The sequence below is a fragment of the Thermaurantimonas sp. genome (assembly GCF_046299575.1).
Taxonomy (GTDB): Bacteria; Bacteroidota; Bacteroidia; order Flavobacteriales; family Schleiferiaceae; genus Thermaurantimonas.
Genome location: NZ_JBKBHX010000004.1, coordinates 154467 through 175021 on the forward strand (window position 1 = coordinate 154467; position 20555 = coordinate 175021).

At 43.8% G+C, this 20555-nt stretch carries 21 protein-coding genes; 12 read left to right on the forward strand and 9 right to left on the reverse strand.

The annotated features are described in order from the left end of the window. The first annotated feature begins 145 nt into the window (after positions 1–145). Genes ACK4EX_RS07145 through ACK4EX_RS07155 form a run of 3 tightly spaced genes read left to right on the forward strand, consistent with a single transcriptional unit; the run spans position 146 to position 3749 of the window. Positions 146–2629: a PAS domain S-box protein gene (locus ACK4EX_RS07145; protein WP_409771205.1), complete on the forward strand. Its 2484-nt coding sequence runs from the start codon at positions 146–148 to the stop codon at positions 2627–2629. Further along, positions 2626–3105: a hypothetical protein gene (locus ACK4EX_RS07150; RefSeq protein ID WP_409771207.1), complete on the forward strand. Its 480-nt coding sequence runs from the start codon at positions 2626–2628 to the stop codon at positions 3103–3105. The genes ACK4EX_RS07145 and ACK4EX_RS07150 overlap by 4 nt, the downstream gene beginning before the upstream one ends. Continuing rightward, positions 3102–3749 (forward strand): HAD family hydrolase, encoded by a 648-nt coding sequence (locus ACK4EX_RS07155; RefSeq protein WP_409771210.1) that lies wholly within the window; start codon positions 3102–3104, stop codon positions 3747–3749. The genes ACK4EX_RS07150 and ACK4EX_RS07155 overlap by 4 nt, the downstream gene beginning before the upstream one ends. On the opposite strand, the gene mce is transcribed toward ACK4EX_RS07155, so the two are convergent. From mce to ACK4EX_RS07170, 3 genes are all read right to left on the reverse strand, one after another. Beyond that, positions 3685–4086, reverse strand: a complete 402-nt coding sequence (mce, locus tag ACK4EX_RS07160; RefSeq protein ID WP_409771213.1) for a methylmalonyl-CoA epimerase — start codon at positions 4084–4086, stop codon at positions 3685–3687. The genes ACK4EX_RS07155 and mce overlap by 65 nt on opposite strands. 502 nt (positions 4087–4588) lie before the next feature. Then, positions 4589–4966 (reverse strand): DUF983 domain-containing protein, encoded by a 378-nt coding sequence (locus ACK4EX_RS07165; protein ID WP_409771214.1) that lies wholly within the window; start codon positions 4964–4966, stop codon positions 4589–4591. 65 nt (positions 4967–5031) lie between these two features. After that, complete coding sequence (locus ACK4EX_RS07170) at positions 5032–5760, reverse strand: ABC transporter ATP-binding protein (RefSeq protein WP_409771216.1); 729 nt, start codon at positions 5758–5760, stop codon at positions 5032–5034. A gap of 108 nt (positions 5761–5868) precedes the next feature. Between ACK4EX_RS07170 and ACK4EX_RS07175 the strand changes: the two genes are divergently transcribed. From ACK4EX_RS07175 to ACK4EX_RS07195, 5 genes are all read left to right on the forward strand, one after another. After that, positions 5869–6726, forward strand: a complete 858-nt coding sequence (locus ACK4EX_RS07175; RefSeq protein ID WP_409771218.1) for a hypothetical protein — start codon at positions 5869–5871, stop codon at positions 6724–6726. Positions 6727–6734: 8 nt separating this feature from the next. Further along, complete coding sequence (locus tag ACK4EX_RS07180; protein ID WP_409771221.1) at positions 6735–8273, forward strand: OstA-like protein; 1539 nt, start codon at positions 6735–6737, stop codon at positions 8271–8273. Between the two features lie 26 nt (positions 8274–8299). After that, complete coding sequence (locus ACK4EX_RS07185) at positions 8300–9487, forward strand: hypothetical protein (protein WP_409771223.1); 1188 nt, start codon at positions 8300–8302, stop codon at positions 9485–9487. 88 nt (positions 9488–9575) lie between these two features. Continuing rightward, the gene (locus ACK4EX_RS07190) at positions 9576–10193 is read left to right on the forward strand and encodes a deoxynucleoside kinase (protein WP_409771225.1); all 618 of its coding nucleotides are present in this window, start codon (positions 9576–9578) and stop codon (positions 10191–10193) included. 13 nt (positions 10194–10206) lie between these two features. After that, on the forward strand, positions 10207–11157 hold the full coding sequence (locus ACK4EX_RS07195; RefSeq protein ID WP_409771227.1) for a bifunctional riboflavin kinase/FAD synthetase: 951 nt from the start codon (positions 10207–10209) through the stop codon (positions 11155–11157). Here ACK4EX_RS07195 and paaD read toward each other — a convergent pair whose 3' ends face one another. Genes paaD through ACK4EX_RS07215 form a run of 4 tightly spaced genes read right to left on the reverse strand, consistent with a single transcriptional unit; the run spans position 11158 to position 15363 of the window. Further along, a complete protein-coding gene (gene paaD, locus ACK4EX_RS07200) occupies positions 11158–11655 on the reverse strand; it encodes a 1,2-phenylacetyl-CoA epoxidase subunit PaaD (protein WP_409771230.1) in 498 nt (165 codons plus the stop codon). Beyond that, positions 11652–12446, reverse strand: coding sequence for a thymidylate synthase (locus ACK4EX_RS07205; protein ID WP_409771233.1), 795 nt, complete (start codon positions 12444–12446; stop codon positions 11652–11654). The genes paaD and ACK4EX_RS07205 overlap by 4 nt, the downstream gene beginning before the upstream one ends. 24 nt (positions 12447–12470) lie before the next feature. Then, entirely contained in the window at positions 12471–13226 is a 756-nt protein-coding gene (locus ACK4EX_RS07210) for a hypothetical protein (RefSeq protein WP_409771235.1), read from the reverse strand. Positions 13227–13278: 52 nt separating this feature from the next. Further along, positions 13279–15363 (reverse strand): cytochrome c biogenesis protein CcdA, encoded by a 2085-nt coding sequence (locus ACK4EX_RS07215; RefSeq protein WP_409771237.1) that lies wholly within the window; start codon positions 15361–15363, stop codon positions 13279–13281. 190 nt (positions 15364–15553) lie between these two features. Between ACK4EX_RS07215 and ACK4EX_RS07220 the strand changes: the two genes are divergently transcribed. The 4 genes from ACK4EX_RS07220 to ACK4EX_RS07235 are packed head-to-tail and all read left to right on the forward strand — an operon-like array spanning position 15554 to position 18127. Next, on the forward strand, positions 15554–16099 hold the full coding sequence (locus ACK4EX_RS07220) for an inorganic diphosphatase (RefSeq protein WP_409771239.1): 546 nt from the start codon (positions 15554–15556) through the stop codon (positions 16097–16099). A 32-nt stretch (positions 16100–16131) separates the two neighbouring features. Further along, positions 16132–16872, forward strand: a complete 741-nt coding sequence (locus ACK4EX_RS07225; protein WP_409771242.1) for an NUDIX hydrolase — start codon at positions 16132–16134, stop codon at positions 16870–16872. A gap of 7 nt (positions 16873–16879) precedes the next feature. After that, positions 16880–17584: an SDR family NAD(P)-dependent oxidoreductase gene (locus tag ACK4EX_RS07230; RefSeq protein ID WP_409771244.1), complete on the forward strand. Its 705-nt coding sequence runs from the start codon at positions 16880–16882 to the stop codon at positions 17582–17584. 15 nt (positions 17585–17599) lie between these two features. Next, complete coding sequence (locus tag ACK4EX_RS07235) at positions 17600–18127, forward strand: hypothetical protein (protein WP_409771246.1); 528 nt, start codon at positions 17600–17602, stop codon at positions 18125–18127. Positions 18128–18131: 4 nt separating this feature from the next. On the opposite strand, the gene ACK4EX_RS07240 is transcribed toward ACK4EX_RS07235, so the two are convergent. Together ACK4EX_RS07240 and ACK4EX_RS07245 are read right to left on the reverse strand one after the other, a co-directional pair. Further along, positions 18132–18749 carry a response regulator gene (locus ACK4EX_RS07240; RefSeq protein WP_409771248.1) on the reverse strand — a complete coding sequence of 206 codons (618 nt, stop codon included), beginning with the start codon at positions 18747–18749 and terminating at the stop codon, positions 18132–18134. Further along, positions 18746–20548 carry an ATP-binding protein gene (locus ACK4EX_RS07245; RefSeq protein WP_409771250.1) on the reverse strand — a complete coding sequence of 601 codons (1803 nt, stop codon included), beginning with the start codon at positions 20546–20548 and terminating at the stop codon, positions 18746–18748. Before ACK4EX_RS07245 ends, ACK4EX_RS07240 begins: the two co-directional genes overlap by 4 nt. Positions 20549–20555 lie beyond the last annotated feature (7 nt).

Here is a 20555-nt window from a genome sequence, read left to right on the forward strand (position 1 = left end):
ATTTGACAGCAAAAGTATGTAACTACATACGTTATTACCGGTTTTTAATTTGTTACAAAAAAATTATTTTTTAAGTTACCAAGCCTTTGCAACTCAACGTCAGAAATATTCAATATTTGCATAAGAAGAAAATAGGTCGACTGATATGTCAAGTGAAATTGATTTTTTGTGGGATTTGCATTCTGCCTTCGAATTTTCAAACAGCATTGGGAATTCGCATCACCTCATCCCTATGCTGCAAGAGAGCCTCGTGCCTTTGATGAAGTCACTGAAGCTCAAAAATATACTCGTAATCAAACACTATTCATCTGATTCATCACTCTCAGTCGTTTACAGCATAAAGGAATATGAAGGAATTACAGAAATAAGCGAAGCTCTTGACTGGCTAGCATCACTTCTCAAAAAAGATCGCGAAACCATTGACAGCCATTTACCTACCCGACCAGGTGACATCAACAGAAGTACCGCCATATGGCCGCTAAAGGACTTTGGCTTCCTGCTGCTGTATGCTGACGTACTGAACTACTCCGAAAGCTTTGCCAAATCGCTCTCTATACCTCTTCAAAAACTCGCCCTTGCGTGCAAAAACTGCGAGCTGTTTGAAGAGCTCGACATGGAGCGCAAGAAGTTTGAAGCTCTCTTTCAATCATCGAATGCTGTAACCGCCCTGATAGACAGCGAAGGCAGAATACTCGACTGCAACGAGCGATTCAAAATACTGGCTGGCGATGCCCGCCATTTATTAGCCAACACACTGATAGATAAGGTTGATTTTATCAACTCAAAGACTGAAAAAAAACTCCTTATAAAATCTATCTCAGAAGCTTTAGAAAAAAGGAAAAAACAACACCTTCACATCAACTCCTTCTTCAATGGCAAAAATTACCATTTCGAAGTGAGCATCACTCCACTTCACTTTGAAGAGAGCAGTTCAACGACCGTCTTACTCGAAGCGTACGATGTCTCAAGGGTATATGAACTTCAAGAGGACCTCAAACGCGAGAGCAACTTACTTCGCACCGTTATAGAAATCATACCTGATGCTGTATTTGTAAAAGACAAAGAAGGCCGCCGAATCATCTCTAACAAAAAAGACGTCGAATTTGCCGGTGCCGAGTCAAGCGACGAAATCATTGGTAAAACGAATGCCGAAATCTTCCTGCCAGAGCACGCTGATGTCTTTACCAACGATGACTACATTGTGCTCCAAGAAGGTATCCCAGTAATAAACCGCGAACATTTCCTGATTAATAAAAAAGGAAATGCCTACTGGCTGCAGATGTCAAAAGTGCCGCTTACCGACGACAACGGCCAGGTATATGGTTTGGTAGGCATCAGCCGCGACATCAGCCAGATCAAAGAGCTCATCCGTGACCTAAAATATCGAGCCGACTTCGAAATGCTCCTTGTTGAACTGTCGGCAAGCTTTATAAACTCAGTACAAGGCGAGCTCGATGAAAAAATCAACAAGGCTCTTGAGCGAGTAGGGCGCTTCTGCGAGGCCGACCGTGTATATGTATTCCAATACGACGAGCCGGGCAAAGTAATGAGCAACACCCACGAGTGGTGTGCCGAAGGCATTACCCCTGAAAAAGACAACCTTCAGATGATTCCTGCTGACATCATTCCGCAGTGGAACGAAAAACTCCAGCGCCTGGAGATCATCCATATACCTGACGTTCAAAAGTTACCCGAAGATTGGCAGACTGTAAAAGAAATTCTTGAGCCCCAGGGCATTCAATCGCTTGTAGTTGTACCAATGGTAGTAAAAGAGAGGCTCGTGGGATTTGCAGGCTTCGATGCCGTTCGCTTCAAACGTGTGTGGAGCGAAGAAGACATCAAACTGCTTCGCATCTTCGGCGACCTACTCGCCGTGAGCATTGACCGCAAATGGACCGACGAAAAAATCTACCGCTACAACAGTTCGCTTGAAAAGATCAACAACGAGCTCAACCGCTTTGCCTATATCGTAAGTCATGACCTGAAAGCTCCATTAAGGGCCATAAATAATCTGAGCGAATGGATCGAAGAAGACATAGGCGATAAGCTCGAAGGCGAAACTAAAGAACAGTTTAAACTGCTGCGTGGACGGGTGCGTCGCTTAGAAAACCTCATCAACGGCATACTCGAATACTCCCGCGTGGGCCGTATCAAATCACGGATTGAAAGTTTCGAAATCACCAAGATGCTTTCAGAGCTCATCGAGCGACTCAATCTACCGCCCCAGGCAGAGCTCAAAATTCAAAAAACCGAAATGTCGTTTTATTCTGAGCGTGCCGCCCTTGAAAAAGTACTTGGCCACCTTATTCAAAACGGCATAAAGTACAACGATAAAGATATACCGGTGATCGAAGTAAGCTGGCTCGACCACGGCAAGGAAGTTGAATTCATCGTAAAAGACAACGGCGAGGGAATCCACCCCGACTTCCACGAAAAAATCTTCCTCATGTTCCAAACCCTGAAAGCTCGCGATGAGGTAGAGAGCACAGGTGTAGGTCTGGCCATCGTAAAGAAGATCATCGAAGACAAAGGCGGACGCATCTGGCTCGAATCAACACCAGGCGTAGGCTCTACCTTCCACTTCATTTGGCCGAAGTACGAAAAGAAAGAAACCCTCCTCAACGTATGAGGTATAGCCAATTGAAAGTAGTAATTATTGGGGTAATTTGTGTGGCGCTTCAGAGCTGCGCCACCTTATTTTCCAAATCGATCTATCCTGTGGCTGTACACTCCACCTCTCAAAATGTGCGTTTTGAGGTTTTTGATCGTTACAAAAACCGCATCTACACCGGTACAACACCTGAAACTATCTATTTACCAGCTTCGTACCTGCCCTTCATTCGCCAACGCTACACCGTACTCATCAACGATCCAGATTTCGAAAGTGCACAAATGCCTGTGACTTTTCATATCGATGGCTGGTATTTTGCCAATCTATTGATACCGGCATTTGCCCCAGTTGGCATGCTCATCGTTGACCCTTTATCGGGCTGCATGTTTACACTCGATTATCACTGCCGCACGCTCAACTTCAGCCTTAAGCCGATCAAAATCTCAGAGCATCGTGACCCAATGCTCGCCACCCCAATATCCATCATCGAATGAGAGAGATTAAAAACATCATCTGGGACTTTGGCACTGTGCTCATCGATCTCAACATAGAGCACTTCCGCCAGCAGTGCCTGGCATACGGTATCAAGTCAGATATCAACATTCTATCAACCCACTTTTCTCATATTTACGAAAAAGGCCTCATTAGCGAGCATGAGTTTTTTCGCGAAGCCAAGCTGCTTTTTCCGCGCTGGGTCAGTTACCCCACTATTAAAGCTATATGGAACTCCATGCTCGGCCACATTCCAGAGAAAAAAATCAAACTGCTCCACCAGATCCGAAAAGCCGGCTATGCCCAGGTACTTTGCTCTAATACCAATCCCACCCACATACGCCACATTTGGCAAAGTCACGGACCCTACACCTCTCAACGCTTCAAAAAAGCCTTTCAGCAGCTCTACCTCAGCTACGAATACAACTTGCGCAAACCCGAGCCTGAATTTTTTAACCTAATCATCGACCAGATGGGCTGGCTGGCCAGCGAAACCCTGCTGGTTGACGACAACGAGCACAACATCGACACCGCCTCATCGCTCGGCATGCACGTACTGCTCTACACCAGCGACGAAAGTCTTAAATACTTTGACACAGCTCTACCAAAGCTCCATGCGCATCGCGCGGGTGCACAAAGCAAATGAGCTTATCATCTGCCCCATGCTTAGGGGCCTCGTTCAGCAAGGTAAAGCCCTGTTGGCGTAGTCTTTCCATTTCAGCCTGAATATCATCAACCTCATATGCTACGTGGTGAATGCCTTCACCGCGTTTTTCGATAAACTTGGCAATAGCACTCTCAGGTGAAGTGGCTTGTAGCAGCTCAATTTTATTTGGCCCGGCCACAAAAAACGACGTAATCACATGCTCTGACTCTACCGTTTCGCGCTTGTAGGGTGGAACGCCGAGAAGTTGTATATAGCGCTTTTCGGCCTCTTCCAGATTTTTTACGGCTATACCAAGGTGTTCAATTTTTCCAAGCATTTCAGGAACAAATTTCTGCGCACGAAAATACACAGCTCTTTTTCAGATTTTTCTACTTGTTTTTACATGCTCATCACATAAAAAAGAAATGAAATAAAGTTTCAATTTCATCAACACATCAAGCTCTTATTGAACTTTTAAACAAATGTTTTTAAGCATACGGAAGCCTCGTGTGCTGCATTTGTGAGAATCGTGCAGCAAACGTCTTTTAGAGGAGATTTACAATGGTGTGAAACTTCAAATAGTAATCACAATTGGGAATGATGAAGAGATTTTTAAGATGCGTTTTCTTCCGTTTGTAATGTGGCCGAGAGGCCGCTGCCGCGTGGGAGATAGAAGCAGATATAAACCGCAGCGGTGGTGCCATGCAGTCCACAGTAACCGGCTGGCTGCTCCAGAAGAAATCAGCCGGTGCTACCCTGTTTAAGTAAACCCGACCTAAGTAGAAGCCCAACAGGCAATCTGCAAGGGGCATCTCACCACAAATTAAAATTCTTAAATACTACTTTTTCTCGGCCAATTCAGGGTCGTACTTTACGAAGAAATGAATCCAGAGGGAGCGCGACAACCGAAAGAGCACCGGTGAAAGCACTACCAGGCTTATGAAATAGGTAGGCAGAAGTACTTCTACCTCATTGTGACCTATGATGGTAAGGATGACCAGCACGGCAACAAAGAGGGCCACAGCGAGCGCATAACTGGCATACATAGCACCGTAATAAAAGTTGGGTTCAATTTCATATGGCTGACCACAGTGAGGACACTGCTCGTGCATTTCAAAGAGACGTGAGAATTTGTACGGATTGGGTTGTGTGTAGAGGGGTGCTTTTCGGCAGCGCGGACAACGCATGCGTATAATGTTGATTATCAGACCTATCATGTGTCAAGGGAATTGGTTGCAAAGGTACTCTCCCAGATCATCGAGGCGTGTTACCTGTATCACTTTTAAGCAGCGTGGCCAGAATCACTGGCAATCTGGCCATCTTCGAGGGTGATGACACGGCGAGCCGCCTCGATCACGCGGTGGTCGTGTGTGCTGAAGACGAACGTTACACCTAAGTCGCGATTGAGCTCAGCCATTAGGTCGAGCAGCTGGCGGGCAGTATGGCTGTCGAGATTAGCCGTGGGCTCATCGGCCAGCACAAATGCGGGTTTTGAAACGAGTGCTCGAGCTACAGCCACGCGCTGCTGCTGGCCGCCGGAGAGCTGCGAAGGGCGCTGGTGCATTTTTTGGGCAAGGCCTACTCGCGTCAAGATCTCCTCGGCCTCTCGGATGTACTCTTTTGGAGAACGTCCCTGAAGCTGCATGATGAATGCCACATTCTCGAGGGCGGTGAGTACTGGCACGAGATTGTACGACTGAAAGACGAATCCGATGTTAAAAAGGCGAAAGTCAATGAGCTCATCTTCGGAGAGGGTGCTCAGATCGGTATCGCGAATGATCACGGAGCCTTTGCTAGGGCGATCGAGGCCGCCTATGAGGTTTAGCAAGGTTGTTTTGCCTGATCCCGATGGACCTATAATGGCGGTGAACTCACCCGGTTCTATGGTGAGGCTTACTCCGTCGAGAGCACGTACCTCTACCTCACCCATCTGATATATTTTATAAACTTCTTTTAAAGCAATTACCGGCATGGATTTTTCTGATGTTTTTGAGCCAACGAAGTTCGTCATCAAATAGTTTAGTAAAGGTATTTAAGGGTCAATTAAAAATGAGGGCACAGAAGGGTATAAGCCTGAAACGCGGCATCTCCAAGGGTCAAATAATCGAAAAAAAAACTTGTGGCACATACGGAGCTACCTTTGCTGACGTTTTATGTAGTTGTGATTTATCAACAGAAATCTTACATGCTCAGAAGTAGAGATTTTTTGTTCATCTTCGCATTATACTCCATTGCTGTACACGCACAGAAGTCGCTCACCGAGAAGTACGTGGGATTTAGTTTCGGCAATTTCTGGAATATGCATAATGGACTAGAACCAGGCACAATGTCAGGCCGACCTGATTTTTTCACAGAGTTTCAGCCTGTAGTGGCGCAGAGCTACACTGAGCCGGTGTCACGTACACTGGCCTACTCGCTCGAGGTTGGGTTGCGCTATCATCGGTTGAATTTTGGCTTTCTGGAAGGTATTCTTGGTCTAGGCGAACGTTTTATAGGATACAGAGCCGACTTTGGCAGTGGAGGAAGTGAGCGTGTGGAGCTAACCGCACGCACTAAGTTTTTTGCCTTACCGATGCGCGTGGGCTATGGTTACGAATTCTCAGCCTGGCACCTACGTACAGGCTTTCAGATTACTTGGCTCTTTACGCCAAAGGGAGATGCTGAAACACGTGTGTGGACGACCAACGGCACAGCCGGTCACCAACGGCCTATGAATGGCGAACTTTTTTACCAAAAAGACAATCTGGTGTTTTTTATGGAAGACCTCTTTAGGCCTTTGATACCAATGTATTCGCCTTACATCGGTATCGGATATAACCTCGACGACATACGTATCACTTTTGATATTTCTTACAACTTATCTCCATATCCGTTTCGCAGTTTTGTGAAGACAGATAATCCCTTTGGCAATGAAATAACTCATGCACGGCTCAGAGGCTTATTGGTAGAGCTGGGCGTTCATTTCCGAATTTTTTAAGGTGGCGCATGCGTTTAGCTCGATTTCTCAAAGTTGACTCTTTTCAGCATCTTGCAGGTTTTATCTTGGCTTGTGTTTTAACTTCTTTATATCCTGCACACGGCCAAAGCAGCAAGCTGATTCGAATTTTGAATTCTGACCGCGCAACTGGATCGCGCGATGTGAGCTACCTGGCCGGCAATGTCATATTTGAACACGAAGGAGCCCGCATGTATTGCGACAGTGCTGTACGTTACCTACAGCGAAACATCATTCAAACGTTTGGAAACATTCAACTCAATCAGGGCGACAGCCTCTTCATGTCGGCTAAGGCTATGGAATACAACGGCAATACGCGCATAGCTAAAGCCCGAGGCGATGTAGTGCTTCGCGACCGCGAAATGACCCTGCAAACACAAACCATTGAGCTCAATCGAAACACCAACACGGCCTACTACACCACCTCGGGCATCATTACAAACGATGAAAATACCTTAACCTCACAAATCGGCATGTATTACGCCGGAATCAAGATGTTTTCCTTTAAAAAAAACGTGCGCTTGCTCAATCCCCGCTATCGCATGGAATGCGATACGCTTCAGTATTACACTACTTCCCGAATAGCCCATTTCAAGGGCCCCACTCATATTTACTCCGACAGTGGATACATCTACTGCGAAATTGGCCACTACAATACAGTAACCGACGAAGCTGCTTTTAACCGCAACGCTATCGTAAAGAAAAAAAATATTGAAATGCGCGGAGATTCACTCTATTACAACCAACGTAAAGATTTCGGCAGGTCGTTTGGCAATATTCGACTTACCGATACATCAGAAAAATATACCATCATTGGCCAATACGGCGAATACTTTGGAGAACCGAGCGAACGCATGCTTGTAACAAAACAAGCGCTTTTTATAAGTTACGCCGATCAGGATACTCTCTATATTTCGGGCGATACTATTCGCAGCATTCGACCCGATAGCACAGGTCATCGCGATATGTATGTGTATCCGAATACCAAGCTCTATCGAAGCGATGTGCAAGGGCGAGCCGATTCGCTAAGATATACAACCGTGGACAGTGCTTTTTACCTCATTGGCGATCCGGTGCTATGGAGCGATACAATGCAAATCACGGGTCGCCTCATTGTGCTCACTCTACGGAGCAACGAACCAGACTCCCTCTTTGTGCTCGACAATGCTTTCATACTCATTTCAGAAAACGATACCTTCTATAATCAAATCAAAGGAAGGGATATGAAAGGAAAATTCATCAACCGAAAACTTCATCAAATACTTGTGAAAGGAAACGGACAAACTGTGTACTACGCCAAGGAAGACGACGGCACCTATGTAGGCGTAAACCGGGCTGATTGTAGCAACATTCTGATCGACTTTGAAAAAAACAAAGTGAAAGAAATAAAATTTATCACTAAACCAGAAGCTCGATTAATACCTTTGGGCAAGGAAAATGAAGAAGATATACGCCTGAAAAATTTTAAAATCCGCTTTTCAGAAAAGCCTCCACTTGAGTTTTTTAAAGATCGTATTCGCTTGCAATGAAGTTCTCAAAATATCTTTTAATTTTTTTGATGCTCATCATCGGTTGGGAGGGAACCGCCCAGCGCATCACTTGGATTCGCGCCCGCAGTATAAACGATTGGGAGCGCGTGCTTGGAATGGCTGGTAATACACAAATGGGCATCTTCGTACAGGTATGTAGTGAATGGAGCCAGATCTGCATGAATATGAACAACATCGTTCTTCGCGACAGGCAGCTTGTTACAGAAATAAACAAGCGCTTTATTCCGGTGCAGATTGATGGAGACTCCGATTTCGGACAGCTGTGGATCAAATATTACGCACTGCCGGGCTATCCTGTGCACCTTTTTATGAATGCGAAGGAAAACATCCTTATTAGGCTAAATGGCGCACAAGATCGCGAAACCATGTTAGCCAGTGTACGAAGAGCATCGGTTCTCATCACGCTCTATCCACAACTGCAGAGCGGCTTTATAGCCGGTAGTCTGTCGATGAAAGGTTTTAATGAGCTCTTACAGATCGAAACCGACAATAACGGCATTGAAGCCTCTAGACCCATTTTCGAAGAGTACAAAAAGAAATTTGGAAACCAACTACTAACCGATAGCAACGGACTGCGCTGGATTTCGACCTTCGGACTTGACCTAGATGACTCTCTTTTTACAGAAATTATAAAAAAATCAAGTTTATATAAGGCTGAAAAAACTTTTCGATATGAAGATTTTTTAAATGCCTCGCTTAACTTAAACTTGCGAAAAGCTGTACAAGACTCCTCAGAAATGCATTTGTCAAACATTGTAGTTCGCCTTCTGCCGCTAATAGCAAAAGACTCCATACAGGAGCGCAAACTCGGCTTTAAAACGAAAAAGCTCTTTTACTACGATACTTACAATGCCGAAAAATTCTATCAGACACTCGAGGAGGAGTACGCTGACTCAAGTGCCGAAAGCAAAAGAAGGGACTATATTCAAACGGCCAACGAACTGATGGAAACGCGCACTACTCTACCCTGGGCCAACATCACAGTAAAAATTCTACGAGAAGCTATCGCCATTAAAGACGATATGAATGCACGAATAGGACTTGCTGGAGCGCTGACGCTGGCCAAAGAATTTGACCAAGCTGTACAACAGCTCAATCTGGCCAGGCAAATGACCAACGACAGCTTTTTCAGAGCTGAAATCGACAACATGATTCAAAGAGTCAGGCAAATTCAACTGCAAAATCAGCAATGATTTCTCAAAATTTGGTTTTAAAACTTCTTATAAAGACTTCGATTTGGCGAAATGAAGTAGGTTTGTGCATCGGGAAAAACACGTCTATATGCACATTGCAATTGCAGGAAACATTGGCTCTGGAAAAACTACACTTACTCACTTATTGAGCAAAAGCTTTAAGTGGGAAGCTCATTACGAAGATGTAGAAGACAATCCTTATCTGGAAGATTTCTACACCGAAATGCAGCGCTGGTCGTTTAACCTGCAGATTTACTTTCTCAACAGCCGCTTTCGCCAGGTGCTTAACATCCGAAAGAGCGGTAAAAACGTGATTCAAGACCGCACGATATACGAAGACGCTTACATTTTCGCGCCTAACTTGCACGCTATGGGCCTAATGCCCAAACGCGATTTCGATAATTACATGTCGCTCTTCCAGCTGATGGAAGAATTTCTCAGCCCGCCAGATTTATTGATTTATTTGCGAGCATCTATCTCAACCCTTGTGGAGCAGATTCACAAAAGAGGCCGGGAGTATGAAACCAATATTCGCATCGACTATTTAAGCCGGCTTAACGAGCGATACGAAGCCTGGATCAGCAGCTATAACAAGGGCAAATTGCTCATCATCGATGTAGATAAGAATAAATTTGCTGAAAATCAGGAGCATCTTGGTGAAATCATTGAGCGCGTAAACGCAGAGCTATTCGGATTGTTTAAGTAATATTTCTCTCATTTTGAAAGTTTATTACTCCATCGATGAATTTTCGGCACCAGCCTATTCAGTGGTAACCCTTGGCACCTTCGACGGTGTGCATAAGGGCCACCAAGCAATTATAGATCGATTAAATGAAATCGCAAGAGCGCACACAGGTGGCGAAAGCATCCTTCTAACGTTTAAACCCCACCCCAGACATATTTTACAACCTGAGGCTGACATTAAGCTGCTCAACGACGAAGACGAAAAAATCGAACTGCTCCGCGCAGCCGGGCTCAATCATTTGATTTTTCATCCCTTCTCGTTAGAATTTGCCAAAACTTCCAGTGCCGATTTTGTGCGCAACATTTTGGTGCACAAAATTCAAGTAAAAAAAATTGTAGTTGGTCATGACCACCACTTCGGCCGCAACAGGGAAGGCAGCTATGAGCACCTGGTAGAGCTCGGCAGGCTATACAACTTTGAAGTCGAGCAAATGGTGCCACAAGTGGTTGATAACACGGTTGTGAGTTCTACCAAAATCCGAAAAGCACTTCTGGAAGGCGATGTAGACCGGGCTAACCGCTTGTTAGGACATTACTATTCACTCACTGGCACTGTTATCAAAGGGAATCAGATCGGTGAATCGATCGGATTTCCAACAGCGAATATTTTAAACAACAATCCCCACAAAATTATACCCGGCGACGGAGTTTATGCCGTGTGGGTGACATTCCTTTCAGACCCTACCGAACGACGTATGGGCATGTGTAACATTGGCTATCGCCCTACAGTGAGTACAGGGGGTTTTAAGTCCATAGAAGTACACATTTTTGACTTTCACGGAAACATCTATGGTCAAATCCTTAAAATTGAATTTGTGAGCCGATTAAGGGCAGAACAAAAATTTAAAGACCTTACAGCGCTTAGAAATCAATTAGAAAAAGACCAAACAGAAGCTCTCAGAGTTTTAATGCGCGAAGAACATTGATCAAATGCACTTAAAATAGTCAAAGGGCTCTAAACAGTCGTTGCAGCGGTAGAGTGCTTTGCAAGCAGTAGAGCCAAACTGTGAAAGCATAACGGTATTTGTCGATTTGCAGTGAGGGCATCTCACTACGGGAGTTTTTCCAAAAAGTATCCGGCGCTTATCGGCTGTTCCCTTCTCAGGTGGAGCTATGCCGTAGGCTTCAAGTTTCCGACGTCCCTCGTCGGTCATCCAATCGGTAGTCCAGGGGGGAGAGAGTTGTTCAGTTACTTTTACTTTATTATAACCTGCCTTTTGCAGGGCACTTATGATTTCTTTTTCGATGGTGTGCATGGCAGGGCAACCGGAGTACGTAGGCGTAATGACTACCTCAACTGTTCCGTCGGGGTGAATATCGGTGTGCCTGAGTATTCCCATGTCTTGAATGGTTAGCACAGGGATCTCCGGGTCAGTCACCTGGCTCAGGATTTCGAGCACTCGCTCATTTTCAGTCTGCATCATACAGCAACCTCAGCTTTAATATGTGGGTGAGGGTCATACCCCACCAGGGTAAAATCCTCGTATTTGAAATCAAAAATTGACTTTACTTCCGGATTAAGTAACATTTTAGGCAAAGGCCGAGGTTCACGGCTGAGCTGGAGGCGAGCTTGTTCTAAGTGGTTGAGATATAAATGAGCATCGCCAAAGGTGTGAATGAATTCGCCTGGCTGAAGGCCGGTAACCTGTGCTACCATCATTGTCAACAGAGCATAGGAAGCAATATTGAAAGGCACACCTAAAAAAACATCAGCACTGCGCTGATAGAGTTGGCAGCTCAATTTCCCCTCAGCCACATAGAACTGAAAGAGTATATGGCATGGCGGGAGCCGCATGCTGTCGATATCAGCTACATTCCACGCACTAACGATTAGGCGACGAGAATCGGGATTACGGCGAATCTGGTTTATTACATTTGAAATTTGATCAATTTTACGGCCATCAGGGGCTGGCCAGCTGCGCCATTGGTAGCCATAAACTGGACCAAGGTCGCCATTCTCATCTGCCCATTCGTCCCAAATTGTTACCTTGTTTTCGCGCAGGTAAGCTATGTTGGTATCTCCCTTCAAAAACCATAGCAGTTCGTGTATAATCGAGCGCAGGTGTAGTTTTTTGGTTGTGACCAAAGGAAAACCTTCGCTCAGGTCAAAACGCATTTGATAGCCAAAGATGCTAATAGTACCAGTGCCTGTACGGTCGTGTTTCCGCACACCTCGCTCTAAGATGATGCGCATCAGGTCGTGATATTGCTGCATGTATTGAAACGTCTTTTTGAAATTTTACTTAATATCCAACTCGATTTCGCCGTAATGGATAAAGCTGAAGCCAGCTGTGCGTGTGCCTATCGTATCTCGATAGGTAGTGCCGCGTGCCATATAAAGCTTTAATTTTTTCCTCTGATTTTGAGAAAGCAGCAAGGGTGAGTAATCATACTGCCCATCCCACTCAGCAAGTGTATCGGCAAAAGTGGTCGGCTGCCCCTGCACATCGTACTCTGCATAGAGCAGTACTGGATTGTTCTGAGGAAGGGTACTATCAACCGGCCATTTCACTGTAAAGCCTTTCATAGTATCCACTTTGTTGTCGAGAGTTAAGCCATCGATGACAAAAAACATGGGTTTAGGTGTGTAAAGCGAGTACACAAACGAAGGCAAGTCGAGGCTGTTGGATTCATGGACCAGATTTCGAGAACGACCTAATAAACTATCAGAGCGAGTGGACCGACCATAATAATGGTTGGCTCTAAAAGCTAAAGGCACATTGTGCCAGGTCAGATCACCTAAATGTTGATTTTTAAAGTTATAAGCAAAAAATTCGGTATTTAAGCGATCGGTCAAATATTTATTGTCGATATAGGCCTTATAAGTACTCGTCTGTTCGAAGCGAAAGAAGAGCGTTTTGGGTATGCCGAAAATTTGCGTGGCCAGCGACACAATGCCAGCCTGTTCAGGACGCGGAGGCAAAATCGGCTGCTCATCGCGACTACAGCCAGCAGTAATGGCAATAAAGACGACGAAGGGAAAAAGTTTTTTCATCGTAGGGCAGATTTACATAAGCAAATATATCGTCACTGCCCTTAGAAATGAGCTATTTCGATGCCTTCTTCCTAAAGTTTCGAATGCCCTCTTCCATCCATTGCAAGTAGGCTTCGATATTCGTATTGTATGCTTCCGGTTTAATGAGAGGCTTGAGGCTTTCATGACCCACAATTACGTAATATGGCTGGCTGTTTGTGCCAAAGTGTTTGGCTTGGAATTCAGCCCAGTAATTTCCTATATTTCTGATTTTCTGTCCCAAAATTTCAGAATAATACTGTTTATCGGCCGGTAAAGGCGTGCGCTCATCTACATACAGCGAGATCAGTACAAAGTCGTTTTGAAGTTTCTGGAGCACTCTTGGGTCGCTCCACACTTTCTCTTCCATTTTTCGGCAATTTACGCAGCCCCAACCCGTAAAATCGAGCAAGATGGGTTTGTTGACTTTTTTGGCATACGCAAGGCCGAGTTCGAAGTCATGAAAGCAATTTAATCCGTGAGGACAGCTCTCAGGGTGTGCACCTTCGATGTATTCGGTCGATCTGGCATGGGTGTCAGAGGTGGCTTTTCCAAGAGGAGCTTCGGTATACCACATCGGAGGTGTAAGTCCGCTGATCAGTTTTAGAGGTGCACCCCAGAGACCTGGAATCAAATATATTGTAAAAGAGAGCGACAAAACTGCTAAAAGCAAACGACCAACACTGATTTTTTCTGTTTTAGAATCGTGCGGAAGCCTGTAAAAGCCTAACAAATAAATGGTGAGCAGTAAGCCGATGGCTATCCAGATCATAACAAAGTACTCGCGCAGCAATATGCCAGACTGCCATACCAAATCAGCAGTTGAAAGAAACTTAAAGGCAAGAGCAAGTTCTACAAATCCTAAAACCACCTTCACGCTGTTGAGCCATCCGCCCGAGCGCGGCAAGGAATTAAGCCATCCCGGAAAAGCGGCAAACAGAGTAAAGGGAATCGCCAAGGCTAGGGAAAAACCCGTCATTCCAATTAAAGGTCCTTTGATACCTCCGCTAAAAGCCTCAAACAGCAGCGTACCAATGATGGGACCAGTACAACTGAAACTAACCAGCGCTAACGTAAAAGCCATGAAAAAAATGCCGACAACCCCACCGCGCTCGCTGGCGCTATCAGCCTTGTTGATCCACGACGACGGCAGTGTAATCTCAAATGCTCCGAAAAATGAGATAGCAAAAATCACTAATAGAGCAAAAAACACCAGATTCACATATGGATTGGTTGAAAAGGCATTCATGGCCGCCGGACCTGCAATGCGTGTAATGGTATAAGTGACTCCCACGTAGAGCACCATGATACTCAAGCCGTAAATAATTGCATTGCTGATACCCTGAGCCCGATTTTTACTTTGTTTGGTAAAATAACTTACCGTAAGCGGGATCATGGGAAATACACAAGGTGTCAGCAATGCAGCTAACCCCCCTAAGAAGCTAAAAATAAACAATCCGGTGAAGGAAGTTTCCTCATTGTTTTCAGATATTTTCGTTGCATCTACTTCCTGTGTAGGTTCTTCTTCCGTCTTTTCTATGGAATTTTCTTCAGCTGAAGTAGATGAAGTCTTGCTCGCTACAGTGGAAGAATCGCCAACGCTCGCCGAGTAATCGATAGGATTTTTCTCTGCCGGTACTGAAGATTCTTCCTTTACCGTGGGTGGTGGTACTATGTCAAATTGAAAATCTACTGCCGTAGGTGGCAAACACGTTTCGTCATTACAAACCATAAATTCCAAATACCCTTTGGCTATAAAGGGCTTATTGGTAAGCAGGGTGATTCGTTGGCGAAACTCAGCAAATTTCGAGAAGTATTTGACCTTCATATTAAAATTCGGGTCAAACTCCTCTTTAGCAGTGCCTTCTTTAATCTTACCAACTAGCTTAAAATCTCTACTTTCTTCAAAATTGAAAGAAGTAGGTATGGGTCCATTTCCTAATGGCATATCAGAAGAGTAGAGATGCCAATCGCCCTCAATACGTGCCGTAAAAATCAGCTCAGCTTCGTTGTTTGGAAGATATTGAATCTTGTAGCGCCAGTTTACAGGTGATCGAAAGTTTTGTGCATAACTTAAAAAGAAAGAAATACTTAAAACGGCTTGCAGAAAAAATTTCATGAACACAAAAGTTTTCACATTAATACACGCTGCAAAATAAACGTAATACGGCTATCCAGAAGTAGGACTACTCACCCGCAAGGGCCTAAAGCTCCCCTAAACAGTTCCTTTAAACATATTATTAAATGATGTTCGTTATGTTTCGTCTTAAGCAAAAAAGATACTTTTGTAGGCAAAACACAAAAAATCCATGTCATCAAAGCAAAACAACCCTTGGCATTTTGTTGATAATCAGGCTGATTTCATAAAATCAACGGTTAATGCAATCATTGAAATACCAAAAGGATCTCGGGCTAAGTACGAATTAGACAAAGAAACCGGCCTGATTACGCTCGACAGAGTGTTATATTCATCTGTCTATTATCCAGCTAATTACGGATTTATTCCTCAGACCTTTTGCGACGACAACGACCCGCTCGACATACTTGTTATCTCTCAAGTCGAAACCGTACCCCTGTGCATAGTAGAGGCACGCGTGATCGGCGTAATGCGTATGCTGGATCAAGGTGAAGCCGACGACAAGCTCATTGCAGTAGCTGCAGGCGACCCGTCAGTCAGCCATATTAAGAGCATCAACGAACTGCCACCTCATATGATCGCTGAGTTACGCGCCTTTTTCGAAGATTATAAAAAGTTGGAGAACAAGTCGGTAAAAGTTGAAGAGTTTCTTGATGTTAATATAGCGCTTCAAATATTAAAAGAAGCTATCGACTTATATGACCGAACTTTCGATTAAAAACAACATTTCACCTACCACACCTACACACTATGACTTTTAAAAATTTAAATCCAAACGTATCCGTTGACTGTGTGGTGTTTGGATTTGACAATGAAAGGCTAAATGTGCTGCTGATCGAACAAAAGCCTTTAAATGCTTCCATAAAACCTCAGAGCGCGCTGCCCGGCGACCTTGTGATGGAAGACGAGAGCCTCGATCAGGCCGCCAATCGGGTACTTATGGAACTCACAGGCCTGAAAGGCATTTATCTGCGCCAGTTTAAAGCATTTGGCGATCCGCAGCGCGTACGCGATGTTAAAGACCTTGCCTGGCTTCAGACGTATCGCGAATATCCTCAAGCACGGGTGATTACAGTAGCATATTATGCACTGGTAAAAATGCATGACTTTTCACCAGAAGCAAGCTCGTTCGCCGACAAAGTATATTGGTGCGATGTGCACAATGTTCCGCCTCTGGCCTTTGATCACAATCAGATTGTGGTCGAGGGCTTGATGACCCTTCGCCGTGAATTTGAGGCACATCGGATTGGTTTTGAATTGCTGCCCAAAAAATTTACCCTTAGCCAGTTGCAGCGCCTTTATGAAATCATAACAGACAAAAAGTTTGATAAAAGAAATTTTCGAAAAAAAATCATGCGGGAAAACATCCTTATACCTCTTCCTGAAAAGCAGCGGGGCGTCTTGCATAAACCAGCGCAGTTGTACGAATTCAACCTGCGCGAGTTGGCTGAGCTGGGAGCCTTTAATGGCGACACTGTAGAAATTTACTAAACGGTTTATGCTTAAACTGGCGATAATTACAGGTACGCATCAGGGGCTCGGTCGCGCTTTAGCCGAAACATTTTTAGAAAATCCTACTTTTAAAGTTTGGGGCTTATCAAGAAAAAATCAAATAGAGCATTCAAACTTTACCTTTTTTCACACAGATCTTTCAAAAACTGACTTTCTTGGCTCTCTTCCTGATCAATTGCCTAAAGCCAGTGAATATGTCTTAATTAACAATGCTGCCATAATCGAGCCCATATCCCCGGCACATACTATAGATGCCGAGTCTATTGAAAAAATTTACAGAATTAATATTCTTTCCGTTCACCTCTTATCAGGTTGGTTTATTCGGTGCACACTCAATAAGAAAGCACCTAAGATAATAATAAACATAAGCTCGGGAGCCGGACGCTACCCTATTACCCACTGGAGTGCCTATTGCTCCACAAAGGCAGCCTTGGACATGCTGAGCGAGTGCATTGCCTTAGAATATCCCACTTACAGAGTGTATTCTCTTGCTCCAGGTATGGTCGATACACCTATGCAAACTCTAATTCGGAGTAAAAGCTTAAACGATTTTCCAGAGGTTGAGCGATTCAAAGCTGCATATGAAAATAATATTTTAAACGATCCCTATTTGGTTTCAAAAAGAATTATACATTTGCTACAAAATCCCTTGATTTCGTTAGGCGTTAAAATTTCGATTAAAGACATTTAATACTCCTGCTCTGCCATGAAAAAATCCTACCTTTTTCTGTTTATCGGCTTTCTACTTTTCGCTACAGCCTGCCGCAAGCGCATAGAATATGTTTACATGGAGCCTCCTAAAGCTCTGGCTGATAGGTTGCCTGGAAATTGGAAGCCTTCTTTTGTTACCTATTCTACACAGATAGACTTAAGCAGCCAAGGTTTGCCGCCTGTTACAGTATCGGGAATTACAGAAAATCCCAATGGCAGTATGACAGCTGAAAGAGAGCCCAAGAATATGAATTTCCAGCTGCAGTTTACGGCTACTGTCGATTTGGGTTTTGGCTTTCCTATCCCCATACCGGTAAACATCAATGTTACAGGTACGTATTCTATTTCAAACGACGAAAAGACTGTAACCCTCACCCAGAGCAATGGCTCTAAGCTCGACTTCAAGGTACTTACCAATGAATTCAACGTGCAAGTATGGCGTACTACATATCCTTTTCAGTCACCCTTATTAGGAGCTCTGCCAATTGACATGATTGTAACCTTCGTAAAACAATCTAATTGAATTTTCACGTCAATCCGCGCTGCACAGCGTATTTAATAAGTTCACTGGTGTGTTTAATGTTCAGTTTTTGATTGATCTTTTTGCGGTGAGTATCTACTGTGAGAGGACTAATGTGCAATTGTTCTGCTATTTCGTTTGATGAGAAGCCTTGACAGATGTATTTAATGATTTGAATCTCTCGACTCGATAACGTTGGGTGACTTCTAGGATCAGAATTCTTCTTTAACACATCTCTTATTTCTTCAGAAAAATAACGTTCCCCTCTGTAAACGGTACGAATAGCCACAAACAACACCTGAATGTCGTCAGACTTCAGAATGAATCCATCAACCCCCAAAGCATACAATTCATTTACCAGTAACTTAGACGAAAAAGATGTAACTATCAATATTCGCACATTTACTTCTGACTTTTTCAACTGCTCAGCCACTAATACGCCATCCATACCAGGCATATTTATATCGAGCAGTAAAACGTCAGGCTCATGCTTTAGTACACTGCTTAATACCTCATCACCACTATCGCAATAGCCGGCAATTTCAATATCATTTTCTTCTTCCAATACTTTTTGAAGAGCATTGATAAAAAGTCTTTGATCTTCAGCTATGAGGACGCGAATCATGCGACGGAAATTTTCTTTATCGGAATAGTAATCGATATGGCTGTTCCTCTGCCTGGTTTCGAATCTATTTCCATCGAGCCATTGACTTTTGAAATTCGATTCTCTACATTTATAATTCCAATGCCTTTACCTCTTTTATTCCATTCAAAACCGCTTCCATTATCTTCGAAGAGGATGTGAATTTCATCCTTTAAATACGTGATGAATAGCTGAATAAACGTGGCTTTCGCGTGTTTGAGGGTGTTAGAAGTAAACTCTTGAATGATTCGGTAGATATGAGTTTCCAGATCTCTATCCAGACGAGGAAAATCATCAGGCGTAAATTCTACCTCGATTTGAATTATCCCGGATTTCGATATCTGAGCGCAGAATTCTTCAACGGCAGCTTTCAGTCCATATCGCTGTACAATACCTGTTGACAAATTGTGTGAAATTCGACGAATTTCATCTGCCACTTCTCTGACCGATGATGCGATTGACTGAAGTTCCTGGCTTAAACGGTCGTCAAAAGACAACTTTTTAGACAGCATTTGTAATTGAAGTTTGATGTTTCCCATCATACTGCCCATACGATCGTGCAATTCGGTTGCTAAGTGTTCCCGCTCCATGTCTTGACCGCGCAGCAGAGCATTCGCCGTTTCCAATTCGTGGTCTTTCAGAAGCTTATTTATTCTCTCGTCGTAGAGCATCAGTTCTTTTTTGTTGAGTTTTATTTTCTGATACACCACTACTGAACCGCCTATGAGAACGGTAGCTATTAATAAGCTAAGAGCCAGGTATTGCTTTTTTCTCCGCTGTTCGATTGATATCTTATTTTTAGCGTCTTGTAGCTCTAGAGATTTAATTCGTGTTTCGTATTTCGATTCCATTTCAGCGAGAGCCTTCAGCCGGGTTTCGTTCAGCAGCGAGTCTTTGTAATAGGCCGCAAGCTTGTAGGTTCGCAGTGCTTCTGGAAACTGCCCGAGGTGTTCATAAGTTACTGATTGCCTTTCATAAACTTCCGAAAGCATTCCAAAGTGATTGATTGCTTTTGCAATTTCGAGCTTTTTACCTTGATAAAACAAGGCTGATGCATATCTTCCTTCATCAAAACTAATTTTTTCCAAAATGCCATAAATATTGGCAAGGAGTTCTTGAACTTCACTTTTATCTGTCAAGAGAAAATGTGTTTTTAAAAATTTTTCGATTGTTTTTTTGGACTTTTCAAAGTCTTTGAGCTTGTAAAAACTAAAGGCAAGGTTGTACAAATCACTTAAATAGGATGTAGTGTCGCGCTCAGCGAGATAGAAGTCGACATTTTTTTCATAAATATTGATAGCATTTTTATAATCGCCTTTCATGAAATAAATAGCTGCTAAGTTGCTCAGGTAAATTTTGTGAATGGTTGTTTGTTTAACGGTATCTAGGTAAATAATAGCCTGTTGTATTGCCTCAAGGGCTTTGTCGTAGTTCTGTTGGTCTTGATGATAGATTGAAAGCAAATTGTAGTTGGTAGAGAGCAGGGTTTTGTTGTCTTGTTCCCGATTGAGTTCGATGGCTTTGTAGAGATACGTTAGCATCGACTCTGGCTTTTCCACTTGATAATAATAAGCTGCCAAAGCATTGTAATACAATGGCAAGGCTTCTTTTATGTGCTCGTCAGCTGCTAATTGAAGCAGTTTTCCGAGCGTATCTTTTTGACGAGTATCGGAAAAAGTAGGATCAACCGCAATAATGAAGCGCGCAGTCCATGAATCTCTTTGAGCCTCTGAAATTAAAACAAGAGAACTCAGAATTACACAGAGTAGCGCTTTTTTCATGGATCGG

Coding starts and splice junctions, on each gene's coding strand:
- ACK4EX_RS07230 (WP_409771244.1), top strand. CDS start 16,880: ATGCTTAAACTGGCGATAATTACAGGTACGCATCAGGGGCTCGGTCGC.
- ACK4EX_RS07245 (WP_409771250.1), bottom strand. CDS start 20,548: ATGAAAAAAGCGCTACTCTGTGTAATTCTGAGTTCTCTTGTTTTAATT.
- mce (WP_409771213.1), bottom strand. CDS start 4,086: ATGCTTGGAAAAATTGAACACCTTGGTATAGCCGTAAAAAATCTGGAA.
- ACK4EX_RS07215 (WP_409771237.1), bottom strand. CDS start 15,363: ATGAAATTTTTTCTGCAAGCCGTTTTAAGTATTTCTTTCTTTTTAAGT.
- paaD (WP_409771230.1), bottom strand. CDS start 11,655: ATGATGCAGACTGAAAATGAGCGAGTGCTCGAAATCCTGAGCCAGGTG.
- ACK4EX_RS07145 (WP_409771205.1), top strand. CDS start 146: ATGTCAAGTGAAATTGATTTTTTGTGGGATTTGCATTCTGCCTTCGAA.
- ACK4EX_RS07165 (WP_409771214.1), bottom strand. CDS start 4,966: ATGATAGGTCTGATAATCAACATTATACGCATGCGTTGTCCGCGCTGC.
- ACK4EX_RS07205 (WP_409771233.1), bottom strand. CDS start 12,446: ATGCAGCAATATCACGACCTGATGCGCATCATCTTAGAGCGAGGTGTG.
- ACK4EX_RS07170 (WP_409771216.1), bottom strand. CDS start 5,760: ATGACGAACTTCGTTGGCTCAAAAACATCAGAAAAATCCATGCCGGTA.
- ACK4EX_RS07210 (WP_409771235.1), bottom strand. CDS start 13,226: ATGAAAAAACTTTTTCCCTTCGTCGTCTTTATTGCCATTACTGCTGGC.
- ACK4EX_RS07240 (WP_409771248.1), bottom strand. CDS start 18,749: ATGATTCGCGTCCTCATAGCTGAAGATCAAAGACTTTTTATCAATGCT.
- ACK4EX_RS07190 (WP_409771225.1), top strand. CDS start 9,576: ATGCACATTGCAATTGCAGGAAACATTGGCTCTGGAAAAACTACACTT.
- ACK4EX_RS07235 (WP_409771246.1), top strand. CDS start 17,600: ATGAAAAAATCCTACCTTTTTCTGTTTATCGGCTTTCTACTTTTCGCT.
- ACK4EX_RS07180 (WP_409771221.1), top strand. CDS start 6,735: ATGCGTTTAGCTCGATTTCTCAAAGTTGACTCTTTTCAGCATCTTGCA.
- ACK4EX_RS07155 (WP_409771210.1), top strand. CDS start 3,102: ATGAGAGAGATTAAAAACATCATCTGGGACTTTGGCACTGTGCTCATC.
- ACK4EX_RS07150 (WP_409771207.1), top strand. CDS start 2,626: ATGAGGTATAGCCAATTGAAAGTAGTAATTATTGGGGTAATTTGTGTG.
- ACK4EX_RS07220 (WP_409771239.1), top strand. CDS start 15,554: ATGTCATCAAAGCAAAACAACCCTTGGCATTTTGTTGATAATCAGGCT.
- ACK4EX_RS07225 (WP_409771242.1), top strand. CDS start 16,132: ATGACTTTTAAAAATTTAAATCCAAACGTATCCGTTGACTGTGTGGTG.